This is a genomic window from Tenacibaculum sp. (assembly GCF_050290165.1).
GTDB lineage: Bacteria > Bacteroidota > Bacteroidia > Flavobacteriales > Flavobacteriaceae > Polaribacter.
In genome coordinates this window covers 181,268-194,047 of the sequence record NZ_JBNKHD010000012.1, presented here as the reverse complement: position 1 = coordinate 194,047, position 12,780 = coordinate 181,268, and the positions used below count along the sequence as shown (strand labels likewise).

The following is a 12,780-nucleotide window of genomic DNA, read 5'->3' as shown; positions in this document are numbered from 1 at the left end:
ATAAAGTTCTTTTCTCATGAGTTACAAGGTTTAGATAGTAAAAGTACCTTTTTTGAATAAATTCCACTAGTATTACACCATTCATGTTTTTCAACAACTTCTTTTGGTGGTGTTAACGTATGTGTATCAAAGCCAAACTTACCATAAAAATCTTTCAAATTTTCAAAAGGTAAACACCAAACTATAGTATTTAGAAACGGATTATGATTGCATAAAAAATGAACAATCGCATCAGCAACTCCTAATCCTCTATAGGCATCAAAAACATAGATTCCTCCTAATTCGACATGTTGTTCATCAATTTTTACTAATCGCCCTAATCCACATTTTTTTCCATCCTTTTCTGCTACGACTATATATTCTTTTTCAAAGTTAGATGATTTAAAATCTATGGATTTGTATTGTGTATTAACCCAATCTATTTCTTCTTTTTCAGCTTTCCTAACAATAATGGTATTCATATTATGATACTAAATGTACTAATTAGTAAATGTACCCAATTTATAACAGTATTAAAAATTGCTTTTTTGTACTTTTGCAGTTTAATTTTTAGCACAAAATTCATGAATACACCTAAGAGATATACAATTACAGCGGCATTACCTTACACAAACGGACCTATCCATATTGGTCATTTGGCAGGAGTATATGTTCCTGGAGATATTTATGCACGTTATTTACGCCAAAGAGGAAAAGATGTGGCGTACATTTGTGGTTCAGATGAGCATGGGGTTGCTATTCCTATGCGTGCTAAAAAAGAAGGTGTTACTCCACAAGCTATTATTGACAAATACAACGGAATCATTAAAAAATCGTTTGAAGATTTCGGAATTTCTTTTGATAATTATTCGCGTACCTCAGCAGAAATCCATCATAAAACAGCTTCAGATTTCTTTACCAAATTATACAACGATGGTGAATTTATTGAAGAGGTTACACAACAATTGTATGATGAAGAAGCTAATCAGTTTTTAGCAGATCGTTTTGTAATTGGTACCTGTCCAAAATGTGGAAATGAAGAAAGTTATGGTGATCAGTGTGAAAAATGTGGAACGAGCCATAATGCTACTGATTTAATCAACCCTAAATCAGCAATCACTGGAAATGTACCTACTTTAAAAGAAACCAAACACTGGTTTTTACCATTAGATAAGCACGAAGCTTTTTTACGTGAATGGATTTTAGAAGGACATAAAAACGATTGGAAACCTAACGTATTAGGACAAGTAAAATCGTGGATTGATGACGGTTTACGTCCTCGCGCCGTAACTCGCGATTTAGATTGGGGAATTCCTGTTCCTGTTGAAGGAGCGGAAGGAAAAGTATTATATGTTTGGTTTGATGCGCCTATTGGGTATATTTCTTCTACCAAAGAATGGGCTGCTCGTGAAGGTAAAAACTGGGAAGACTATTGGAAAAAAGATGATACCAAACTAGTACACTTTATTGGTAAAGATAATATTGTGTTTCACTGTATTATTTTCCCTGCAATGTTAAAAGCACACGGAGGTTTTATTTTACCTGAAAATGTACCAGCAAACGAGTTTTTAAATTTAGAAGGGAATAAATTATCTACCTCTAAAAACTGGGCTGTTTGGTTACACGAATATTTAGAAGATTTCCCAAATCAGCAAGATGTGTTACGTTATACCTTAACAGCTAATGCACCTGAAAACAAAGACAACGATTTTACTTGGAAAGATTTTCAAGCAAAGAATAATAATGAGTTAGTTGCCATCTTCGGTAACTTTATCAACCGTGTGGTAGTGTTAACCAACAAATACTATAACGGATTAGTACCTGCTGCTGGTGAATTATCAGAAGCGGATGAAAATGCTTTAGAACAATTGAAACAATTCCCAGATGTGATTGCGAAATCTATCGAGCGTTATCGTTTTAGAGAGGCTTCTCAAGAAATGATGAATTTAGCGCGTTTGGGTAATAAATATTTAGCAGATGAAGAGCCTTGGAAAGTAATTAAAGAAGATGAAGAGCGCACAAAAACGATTATGAATATTGCTTTACAAATTGCAACTGGTTTAGCAGTAGTATCAGAACCGTTTTTACCATTTACTTCTGAAAAGTTAAAATCAATTTTAAACATTGATAATACGCTTACTTGGAATGATGTAGCTGAAAAAGACGTTTTATTAACTGAAAATCATAAAATAAATAAAGCTGAATTATTGTTTGCTAAAATTGAAGACGCCACTATTCAAGTACAGTTAGATAAATTAGAAGCAACTAAAAAAGCGAATGAAGCTGCTAACAAAGTGGTGGAGCCTCAAAAAGATACTATTGAGTTTGATGATTTCACTAAAATGGATATGCGTGTCGGAACTATTTTAGAAGCTGAAAAAGTAGCGAAAGCTAAAAAGTTATTAAAACTAAAGGTTGATGTTGGTATGGATGTTCGTACAATCGTTTCTGGTATTGCTGAAAGCTTTAAACCAGAAGATATCGTAGGGCAACAAGTAACCGTTTTATGCAACTTAGCACCAAGAAAAATTCGTGGAGTAGAAAGCCAAGGAATGATTTTAATGACTGATACCCCTGATGGCAAATTAGCTTTTGTGCAACCTTCAGAAAAGGTAAACAATGGAGAGTTTATAGCTTAAAACATATATTCATAAAATAAGAAACCTCGCAAATTGCGAGGTTTCTTATTTTACACATTCTTTAACCAACCTACGATACTTAAGCGAGGTCTTGTCAACGCTACTTTTACCTCATGCTCAGTTACATCACTCTTAAAAAAAGCAACTCTACCTCCAATCGGTAAAATGGTTTCTGTCTTTTCTTTGGTGTACAATACCAGCTCTCCTCCATCATCAACCTTCCAACCGTCATTTAAGTACATTACAAACGAAAACAACCTTCCGTTATCACTCTTAAACTGATCTACATGACGTTTATAAAAACTACCCACATCATAATAGGCATAATGAAATTCAAAAGCATTGATACTTGTGTAGCATGTTTTGTTTAGATACTCAGCAAATTCATTCATTTTCTGGATAAACATCTTTTCTAAATCATCCTGAGTTTTTTCGTTAATCCAGCAAATAACATCTCGTCTTATCTCTTTGTCTTTTGTATATTCAGAGTCTTTTCCAATACCCGCTCTATACATCATTCCTCCTTCATAAAGTTGCTTCAAATTATTCCGAAGTCCTGCTACCATATCCGCAGAAAAAAAGTCATCACAAACTCCAAACTCGTTGGAAATTAAGCCAGTAATCAATCGTTCATACTGTTGCTTATGCAATTCATTTACAGTTGTTTGCATTAATAAATTTAAAATTAGACTAACTACGAAAGGTAGTCTAAAAACATATAGATTGTACACCCTCAAATAAAAATTTATTGTTGTTTTTATAGTTTAGTAATTCTCTCATAGAGACAAACAATAAAAAGCTTAATTGTTAAACAAAAACTGCTTTTACTATATTTGAAACCTCAGAAATTTATGAGTTTATTTAATAAAATTGACATGAAAAAAATTGTTTTTGGATTGATAATGATGAATTTGATTTATACGTATTCACAAAAACAAGTTGGTAGCCTTAATTTTGAAATTAAGAATTCTTCTAAATCAATTCAAAAATCATTTTCAATATTTAATAAGTATAATAGCAATACTTCGACTTTTTTATTTGAAAATAAAGCTATTTATGCCTACTTATTGAATGAAAATTTTAATCTTAAAAAACAACTTACTTTTGAAATCAAAAAACATAAATACAATGTTTTTATTGGAAAAATATATGATAAAAAGGATAACTATACTCTCATTCTTTCCAACAGCAAGAGAACAAAGTTTGCTATAATTAAATTCCTTTTTGACACTAATAAAGTTCTATTAATTGAGGATAGTTTTGATACAAAAAATCTTCGCTTTCTTCAAAGTGTTAACAAAGGAGATAAAGCTCACTTACTTTTTCTAGATGAGAAAACATCTAATATAGTCTCACGAAATTATTCGATAAACAAGGAAACAACTTCAACTGTTTTTGATTTTAAAAATGAAAAGTTTTTTATAACAGACACAAAAGAAACGTCTTTAAAACAACTCTTAACTGATTATACGAAGCCTAATCATTCGGAAATTAAAAACATTGTTTATGAACTTACAAAAATTAATGATAGCCCATATAAAAATGAGTTTGTTCACAAAAGTTTTTCTACAACAACTAAAAGAAGTCAAGTTCCTCCTACTTCCATAGAGCTTTCTTCTCGATTAAATAAATTATACATTAACGAAAATAATGTTATCATCACCCTAGATAAAAACAGATTTTATACACAAGTCTTAACACTAAACTTAGAATACGGCACTTATTCATTTCAAAAAATAAAAAAACCTCTTTATAATGTCAGTAGTATGAATAAAAGATCTAATTCTTTTATCCATAATAATTTGTTTTTTCAAATTACTACTTCAAAAGAGGTTTTAAACTTCTCTATTTACGATTTGGAAAATAAAAGCTTTTTAAAAGAGTTTATAACTACATCTAGTGACTCCATAAAGTTTAAAAATTCTCCCATTATTCAAGAGGGAGGGGCATTTAAAGAGTATAGAAGCCTCGAACAAACTAAACAATTTTTAAGAAAAATGTCTCAAAGCAATGTAGGAATTGGTGTTACAAGCAATAAAGATGATTATGAAATAGTAATAGGGTGCGAAAAACAAACAGTTAAAGGTATCAACACTATTTCAACTATTTTAAGTATGGCGTTAGCAGGTTTTTCTCCCAACTTAATGGATACTAGTAATTTTTCACAAGCTGATTTTAATTCTTTTACTAATTATTTAACTACAAAATCGGTTCGCATTCATTGCCTTTTTGATGAGAATTTTAATCATAAAACTGGAAGAATTCAAGAGAATATATATGATAGAATAACAAACTTTATAAAACCTAAATTAATTATCGAAAAAGATGGTATTTATGAGGTTAGTTCACAAAATACAGAAGTTCCTCAAGCCATTGATATATTCAAAACTAGCAACTCTACCATCCTTGGATTCTATTTACCATTAACCAAAAAATATTCTTTTTACACCTTTAATTAAACTATGCAACTCATTTCTTATATAACCTCCCGTACCCAAATCTCTCAAAAATCAATTCAAAATACTATTGAACTGTTAAATGAAGATTGTACCATTCCCTTTATTGCTCGTTACCGAAAAGAAAAAACAGGAAACTTAGATGAAGTTGAAATTGGTCAAATTGTTCAATTCAAAGAACAATTTGAAACCTTAGAAAAGCGTAAGTCCACCATTTTAAAAGCTTTAGAAGAGCAAGAAGTTTTAACAGATGAACTAAAAAACAAGGTTGAAAAAGCAGAAGATTTAACAACGTTAGAAGACCTATACCTTCCTTATAAAAAGAAACGTAAAACCAAAGCAGAAACAGCTCGTAAAAACGGATTAGAACCATTAGCAAAGATGATTATGAGTCAGCGAGTAAATGATTTGGAATTTACCGCTTCAAAATACCTTTCGAACGAAGTAGAGCAAATAGACGATGCTTTAGAAGGTGCTCGCCATATTATTGCTGAATGGATTAACGAACGAATGGATGTAAGAAATAACATTCGTTATCAATTAGAGCGTTTTGCGACCATTGCAACCAAAGTCGTTAAAACCAAAAAGGAAGACGAAGCTGCTCAAAAATTTAAAGATTATTTTGATTGGGAAGAAAACCTAAGTCGAATTCCTTCGCATCGATTATTAGCTATTTTACGTGCAGAAAAAGAAGGTTTTATCCGTATAAAAATCAGTATTGATGACGAAAGAGCACTTCAAAAAATAGAAGACAGAATTATTCGTTCACATAACGAATGTGCAGAACAAATTGAACTAGCTATTGTCGATGCATACAAACGTTTGTTATTCCCTGCCTTGTCAAATGAAGCTTTAACTCTTGCCAAAGAAAAAGCAGATGAAAGTGCCATCAAAGTATTTGCTAAAAACCTACAACAGTTACTATTAGGTTCTCCACTGGGTGAAAAACGAATTTTAGCTATCGACCCAGGATTTAGAACAGGTTGTAAAGTAGTTTGTTTAAGTGCTCAAGGAGATTTATTACATAACGAGACTATTTTTCCGCATGCACCTCAACATCAGTCGAAAGAGGCGATGAATAAACTTAGCTCTTTGGCCGATGCCTATAAAATTGAAGCCATTGCTATTGGTAATGGAACTGCTTCGAGAGAAACAGAGCAATTAGTAAAACGTGTGTACTTTAAAAATACTGTGGAAATATTTGTCGTGAGTGAAGCTGGTGCTTCTATTTATTCAGCTTCCAAAATTGCACGAGACGAGTTTCCTAATTATGATGTAACTGTTCGTGGGGCTATTTCCATCGGACGTCGATTAGCTGATCCTTTAGCTGAATTGGTGAAGATTGAAGCAAAATCAATCGGAGTAGGACAATACCAGCACGATGTTGACCAGACACAATTAAAAAAATCACTAGATACTGTAGTAGAACACTGTGTTAACAAAGTAGGTGTTAATATTAATACCGCCAGTGCTTCTTTGTTAAGTTATGTTTCCGGTATTGGACCTAAATTGGCTGAAAACATTGTAAATTACAGAAACGTAAACGGAGCTTTTGCCAATAGAACCGCCATTAAAAAAGTTCCTCGTTTAGGAGGAAAAGCCTTTGAGCAATCTGCTGGGTTCCTACGAATTAAAAACAGTGATAATCCACTAGATGATTCTGCAGTACATCCAGAACGTTATACTTTAGTAAAACAAATAGCCAAAGATGCTGGTAAAAAGGTAGATGATTTAATTGGTAACTCTTCTGTTTTAAAACAAATTAAACTACAGCAATATGTAACCGAATCTTACGGATTACCAACTTTACAAGATATTATAAAAGAGCTGGAAAAACCAGGATTAGATCCTCGCGAAAAAGCCAAAGCTTTTAGTTTTAACGAGCATATTAAAACAATAGATGATGTACGAACAGGCATGGTACTACCTGGAATTGTAAACAATATCACCAACTTTGGTTGCTTTGTGGATATTGGAATTAAAGAAAGTGGTTTAGTTCATGTATCCAATCTATCTGATACGTTTGTTAAAGATGTAAATGAACATGTAAGTTTACACCAACATGTTCAGGTAAAAGTGTTAGAAGTGGATACTTCAAGAAAACGTATTCAGTTAAGTATGAGTTTTTAAAACAAAAGCCAGCTTTAAACAGCTGGCTTTTGCAATCAAAAATTGATAAATAGACACTAAAGGATAATTAATTTTATTCTTTTAATTAATGCGTTTTATAACTAACCTTCTATCATTTGCTTCTAAAACTACTTGCATTTCAGAGGTTGAGACAACTGCCCACTCTTTATTAAATTCATTTACAGGAACCTCAGAAAAATTTAAAGCTAATATGCTAGCATCACTCGATACTTCCCAAGATCCTACCATAACAACTCCATCTTTTTTCGCCTTAACAACATTATCTAAATAAAAATAAATCTGATAATTGGTAAAAGTTTCTGTTTCATCAACTCCGTTATTTTTAAAGTTCTCAACTGCCCAAACACTACCTTCGGCTAATAAAATAGCACTCAATTCATCTTTTACAACAGAACATTGACTTTTAAAACGAAGATGATTTCCTTCAAGTAATAAATATACACTTACTTCCCCTGAACCTCCTTTAACTTCATGTAGATACCAAATAGCATTAAAATCTGGAAAATCTGGAACGTTAACAACTATTTTCATGTTGTTAGCTTCTCCTGAAACTTCCCAACTGCCTTCATATACAGTTCCATTTTTATTTACTAAGATTATTCCCCCTTCTTTAAAATTAAACACGAAATCTTTGTATTCATCAGTAAGATACGTTTGGTCTAGGTATAGTTTATCTACAATCCATTCATTACAGTTTGCAAATATCTCTTTAACTCCTTCGATACTACATCCATCACAATCATCATCATTGTAATCATTGTCATCATCTTCATCACAACTATTTTTTGCTGCTGCTATAGCCTCTTCTAATTCTTGCATATTGTTAATATACACATATGTGTCTCCATTTAAAATCACCTTAAAAGGAAAATCTATAGTCACTGCTGCATAATCTTTTAAGTTCCCTATTAATTCATACATCTCTTCATCATTCTCTATGGTAAGGGTAAGTATTAACTCTTGATTTGAATTGAATACAGAAGCTGTAAGCGGGTAGTAAAAATCTAAACATTCAATATCATCATCATCTTCATTTTCTCCTTTACAATTTTGTGCTAAAACTTCTAACTCTTCATCAGAATTAACTGTTTTTACTGTATAATCACTTAGTATTACTTCAATAGGGTACGAAATAACTATAAAATCTACATCATCATCAAAAAGATCAAAAACATCTTCTATTTCTTCATAGCCATCTTTATCATTTACCGTTATTTCTTTAGAATTTACAGTAACAGTTACTGGTAATTTAACACTAAGACAACTAGCTCTATCAATAATATTATCATCAGAACCGTCTTTTGTAACAGTATATTTCATCAAATTAGCTACTGTAGAGTTTGCTACAAGCTCATTTTCAATTGGAGGGTTAATAATTTGAATTTCTTCGGTTCTACATGAAGAAAGTACTAGTAGAACACTAAATAATACTAAGGTTGTTTTTAAAAATTTCATAATCTTGGGGTTATTTATTTGTTTTAGTTTGATTTCTTTCGGCTTTTATTATAAAACAACTAACTTCTTTAATATCCCGAGAAAAATATTTTTTTATACCTTTCTCACTCTTAAAACCCTATTTTAGTTTGTCAAAACCTCTACATGATAACGTTTGTAATGAGAAGAATTTTTCTTTATTGTATGAAAAATATGCTCAAGAGTTAGGTAATTTTTTATACTATAAATATGGAGACACTTTAAATCCTACTGATAAAGTTCAGGATACTTTTATTAAATTATGGGAAAATTGTGCGAAAATAGTTCCTGAAAAAGTTAAATCTTTTCTTTATACCGTTGCTAACAATTTAATGTTAAATGCTGTGAAGCATCAAAAAGTAGTTTTTAAACATCAAGAAATAAAGCCTAAAGATTACACAAATGAGTCACCTGAATTTATACTTCGAAAAAAAGAGTTTTTACAGCGGTATGAAAAAGCATTATCAAACTTAAAAGAAGAAGAACGTGTTGCCTTTATGTTGAATAAAATAGATGGTAAAACTCACAAGGAGATAGGAGAAATATTAGGAGTTACAAAAAAGGTTGCTGAACACAGAATTTATTCGGCATTTAAAAAATTAAAAGATCAACTGGAAGATTTTAAATAAAAAATCGGGATTTTCACTAAGTAAAGTGTTTTATTAATATAGGCAATCACTCATGAAGAAGGATGATTTAATACAAAAATGGTTACGTAACGAATTAACCAACGAAGAACAAGCAGCTTTTAATACTTTAGAAGATGCTAGTTTTCTTGAAGAAATTATTCAAGAAGGTCAGCGATTTAAAGCTGACAAGCATATTTCTATACCTTCTTTTGAAAGCTTAAACAATCGTTTATCCTCTAAAAAAGCACCCCAAACAAATTGGCTATTAGTCGTTTCTAAAATTGCCGCAGTATTTATTATTGGTTTAGGTATATTTTATTTTTTCAATACTAAACAAGTAAATGTTTTTAATACTCAATATGCCGAGAGTAAAACCATTACACTTCCCGATAATTCGATAGTAGAACTAAATGAATTTTCTCACCTTGAATACAATAGTAATACCTGGAAAAAGCAACGAAGTTTGCAATTAAAAGGCGAAGCTTTTTTTGATGTTGAAAAAGGAATGCGTTTTGATGTTATAACTAAAAACGGAATTATAAGTGTTTTAGGTACTGAGTTTAATGTACTAGACAGAGACAGTATTTTTAAAGTTTCATGTTATGAAGGATTGGTACAAGTAAACTATAAAAATAAAATTACAAAACTACCTGTTGGAAAAGAGTTGAGTATTATTAAAGGAATAGAACAAAAGACCAGTACAATTTTATCACAACCAAAATGGTTGAAAAACATGAGTGTTTTTGAAAATGTCTTGCTTTCTCAAGTTGTTGCTGAACTTGAGCAACAATACAGCATTAAGGCACAACTTAGCATACAAAATAGTGATCTAAAATTTACAGGTGCTTTTACAAACAATAACCTTGAAAAAGCCTTAAAATCAATCACTCTTCCATTTAATTTATCGTACGAAATTAAGAATAAGCAACGTGTAATTATTTGGGATGAACAACAATAAATCCTTCTTTTTTTTAATACTCATCTGGTCTTTTTGTTTTGGCATACAAGCACAAACTGGACCTAAAAAAGCGCCTCTTAAAACGGTATTAGAACAAATTGCAAATACACACAGCATCCAATTTAACTACAGTAGTAGTTTAATTAAGAACATCTATGTATTTCCTATTTCTAATAAGCTTAGCTTAAGTAATAAACTTAAAAAACTAGAAGCACAAACAAGTTTTATATTTACTCGTTTAGATTCACAAATAGTTGGAATTTCATCTCCTGTAATAATTTGTGGATACTTAAAAGATTCTACAACAAAAACTCCTTTGGTTGGAGCAACTATTAAGACAGATAATAACTATACCGTTACTGACAACCATGGCTTTTTTGAACTTAAAACTAGAAGTAATTCTGAAAAAGTAAACATTCGGTTTATAGGTTATCATACAATTGATAAATTAGCAAGTGAGTTGTCTTCTACAGACTGTAAAAACCTTTTTTTAAGTGAACATCAAGAGTTAATTTCTAACATTACTGTCAATGGATATTTGGTAAAAGGTATTGATAAAACTATTAATGGTAACACTATTATCGATTTTTCAAAATTTACCCTACTTCCAGGATTAATTGAATCTGATGTGTTGCAAACTGTGCAAGCTTTACCAGGTATTCAAAGTGTAGATGAAACAGTTTCAAACATCACTATTAGAGGAGGCTCACACGATCAAAACCTTATTTTATGGGACGGTATAAAAATGTATCAAACTGGACATTTTTTCGGGTTAATCTCTAGCTTCAATCCAAAAATCACTCAAACTGCATATGTAATTAACAACGGTACTGATGCTTCTTACTCTAATGGAGTTTCGGGAACTATTCACATGAAAACAGCAGCTACTTTACAAACAGATTTCACAGGAAGTTTGAGTCTGAACTTTATCAATGCTAACATTTTTGCTGATACTCCTTTAGGAAAAAAGTCTTCACTTCAAGTGGCCGCTCGTAGATCTATTGACGATTGGATTAAAACTCCAACTTATCACAATTACTTTAAGCGCGTTACCCAAAGTACCGAAATAGAAAACAACGATAAAAACGTTACGAATTCTAATCAAGAGTTTAATTTTTACGACACCTCGTTACGATGGTTATATACTCCTACCAACAAAGATGCTATTCGAGTAAACTTTATTTTAATTGATAACAACTTAACATTTGATGAAACTGCAGTTGTAAATAACTCAACAGAGACCAAACAAAGTAGTTTGTCGCAACAAAGCATTGCTGGCGGTATTAATTATCATCGAAAATGGAATCCAAAATTTAGCACAACCTTACAGGTTTACGAGACAGATTATAATTTACAAGCTATTAACGCAAACATTCTAGATAATCAACGTTTTTTACAAGAAAACATCGTTTCTGAAACAGGTGTAAAACTGAAAGGTAACTACACTAAAAATAGCTGGAAATACAATGGTGGTTATCATTTTGTTGAAACACAAATAACCAATCGAAACGATGTTGATAATCCTAGGTTTGTAAGATTGTACTCTAATGTTATTAGAGAGCATGCCGTTTTTGGACAAACTCAATATCAAAACTCTAATAGTAACATTACTATAAAACCAGGGTTACGGATTAATTATATTGAGAAGTTTAACAAAATCCTTGTAGAACCTCGATTAAGTATTCATAAAAAAGTTAATGACGTTCTTTCTATAGAAGTTCTTGGGGAGTTTAAGCACCAAAATGTCTCTCAAGTTATCAATTTTCAGAATGATTTTTTAGGAATTGAAAAACGTAGATGGCAGTTATCTGACAACGATAGCATTCCTGTATTAAAAAGTAAACAGGCTTCAATAGGATTCACTTATAAAAAGAAGCAATGGCTTATAGATGCTACAGGATACTACAAAACTATTGATGGTATTACCACACAAAGTCAAAGTTTTACCACCAAATATGAGTTTAGTAAAAACAAAGGAAGTTATGATGCTTTTGGTATTGATTTTTTATTGAGAAAGAACTTCAAAAACCTAAATACTTGGTTAAGTTATTCATTTATTCAAAACACATATTTTTTTGACTATTTAGTTGAATATCAATTTCCTAGTAATTTTGATATTACTCATGCTATTACGGTCGGTAGTACTTATTCTAGCAAATTATTCAATATTTCGCTTGGACTAAATTATACTTCTGGAAAACCAACTTCTCAACCTGTTTCGGGTAATGAAATTATTGATAATGAAATTAATTATGAAAGTGCTAATAATAGTAGACTTAATAATTATTTAAGAGCAGATGCTTCTGCCCTGTACAAAAAACAACTAACTGATGATATGAGTGTAAATATTGGTGTTTCAGTATGGAACTTATTCAATACTAAAAATAGTATTAATAATTATTATAGAGTAGAAAATAATAGTGCTAATAGGTATTCTCGTTATTCGTTAGGTTCAACCCCAAACTTCTTGTTAAAATTAAATTTTTAACATAAAA

Annotated in this window: 9 protein-coding genes; 6 read left to right on the top strand and 3 right to left on the bottom strand. The window is 31.2% G+C overall.

Going from position 1 to position 12,780, the window contains the following annotated elements; translation table 11 throughout:
* Positions 1-14: 14 nt before the first annotated feature.
* Entirely contained in the window at positions 15-461 is a 447-nt protein-coding gene (locus tag ACQY6M_RS10285) for a GNAT family N-acetyltransferase (protein WP_428741496.1), read from the bottom strand.
* Between the two features lie 102 nt (positions 462-563).
* Between ACQY6M_RS10285 and metG the strand changes: the two genes are divergently transcribed.
* Complete coding sequence (gene metG, locus ACQY6M_RS10280; RefSeq protein ID WP_428741497.1) at positions 564-2,618, top strand: methionine--tRNA ligase; 2,055 nt, start codon at positions 564-566, stop codon at positions 2,616-2,618.
* Positions 2,619-2,668: 50 nt separating this feature from the next.
* Here the strand turns inward: metG and ACQY6M_RS10275 are convergent, their stop codons facing one another.
* Entirely contained in the window at positions 2,669-3,289 is a 621-nt protein-coding gene (locus ACQY6M_RS10275; protein WP_428741498.1) for a 2OG-Fe(II) oxygenase, read from the bottom strand.
* Positions 3,290-3,493: 204 nt separating this feature from the next.
* On the opposite strand from ACQY6M_RS10275, the gene ACQY6M_RS10270 reads away from it, so the two are divergent.
* Positions 3,494-5,077: a hypothetical protein gene (locus tag ACQY6M_RS10270; protein ID WP_428741499.1), complete on the top strand. Its 1,584-nt coding sequence runs from the start codon at positions 3,494-3,496 to the stop codon at positions 5,075-5,077.
* A 3-nt stretch (positions 5,078-5,080) separates the two neighbouring features.
* Positions 5,081-7,204 carry a Tex family protein gene (locus tag ACQY6M_RS10265; RefSeq protein WP_428741500.1) on the top strand — a complete coding sequence of 708 codons (2,124 nt, stop codon included), beginning with the start codon at positions 5,081-5,083 and terminating at the stop codon, positions 7,202-7,204.
* Between the two features lie 81 nt (positions 7,205-7,285).
* On the opposite strand, the gene ACQY6M_RS10260 is transcribed toward ACQY6M_RS10265, so the two are convergent.
* Complete coding sequence (locus tag ACQY6M_RS10260; RefSeq protein ID WP_428741501.1) at positions 7,286-8,680, bottom strand: hypothetical protein; 1,395 nt, start codon at positions 8,678-8,680, stop codon at positions 7,286-7,288.
* Positions 8,681-8,808: 128 nt separating this feature from the next.
* Between ACQY6M_RS10260 and ACQY6M_RS10255 the strand changes: the two genes are divergently transcribed.
* Genes ACQY6M_RS10255 through ACQY6M_RS10245 form a run of 3 tightly spaced genes read left to right on the top strand, consistent with a single transcriptional unit; the run spans position 8,809 to position 12,773 of the window.
* On the top strand, positions 8,809-9,327 hold the full coding sequence (locus tag ACQY6M_RS10255; protein WP_428741502.1) for an RNA polymerase sigma factor: 519 nt from the start codon (positions 8,809-8,811) through the stop codon (positions 9,325-9,327).
* A gap of 52 nt (positions 9,328-9,379) precedes the next feature.
* Entirely contained in the window at positions 9,380-10,285 is a 906-nt protein-coding gene (locus ACQY6M_RS10250; protein ID WP_428741503.1) for a FecR family protein, read from the top strand.
* Entirely contained in the window at positions 10,272-12,773 is a 2,502-nt protein-coding gene (locus tag ACQY6M_RS10245) for a TonB-dependent receptor (protein WP_428741504.1), read from the top strand. Before ACQY6M_RS10250 ends, ACQY6M_RS10245 begins: the two co-directional genes overlap by 14 nt.
* Positions 12,774-12,780: the final 7 nt, after the last annotated feature.

Coding starts and splice junctions, on each gene's coding strand:
- ACQY6M_RS10245 (WP_428741504.1), top strand. CDS start 10,272: ATGAACAACAATAAATCCTTCTTTTTTTTAATACTCATCTGGTCTTTT.
- ACQY6M_RS10250 (WP_428741503.1), top strand. CDS start 9,380: ATGAAGAAGGATGATTTAATACAAAAATGGTTACGTAACGAATTAACC.
- metG (WP_428741497.1), top strand. CDS start 564: ATGAATACACCTAAGAGATATACAATTACAGCGGCATTACCTTACACA.
- ACQY6M_RS10270 (WP_428741499.1), top strand. CDS start 3,494: ATGAAAAAAATTGTTTTTGGATTGATAATGATGAATTTGATTTATACG.
- ACQY6M_RS10275 (WP_428741498.1), bottom strand. CDS start 3,289: ATGCAAACAACTGTAAATGAATTGCATAAGCAACAGTATGAACGATTG.
- ACQY6M_RS10285 (WP_428741496.1), bottom strand. CDS start 461: ATGAATACCATTATTGTTAGGAAAGCTGAAAAAGAAGAAATAGATTGG.
- ACQY6M_RS10265 (WP_428741500.1), top strand. CDS start 5,081: ATGCAACTCATTTCTTATATAACCTCCCGTACCCAAATCTCTCAAAAA.
- ACQY6M_RS10260 (WP_428741501.1), bottom strand. CDS start 8,680: ATGAAATTTTTAAAAACAACCTTAGTATTATTTAGTGTTCTACTAGTA.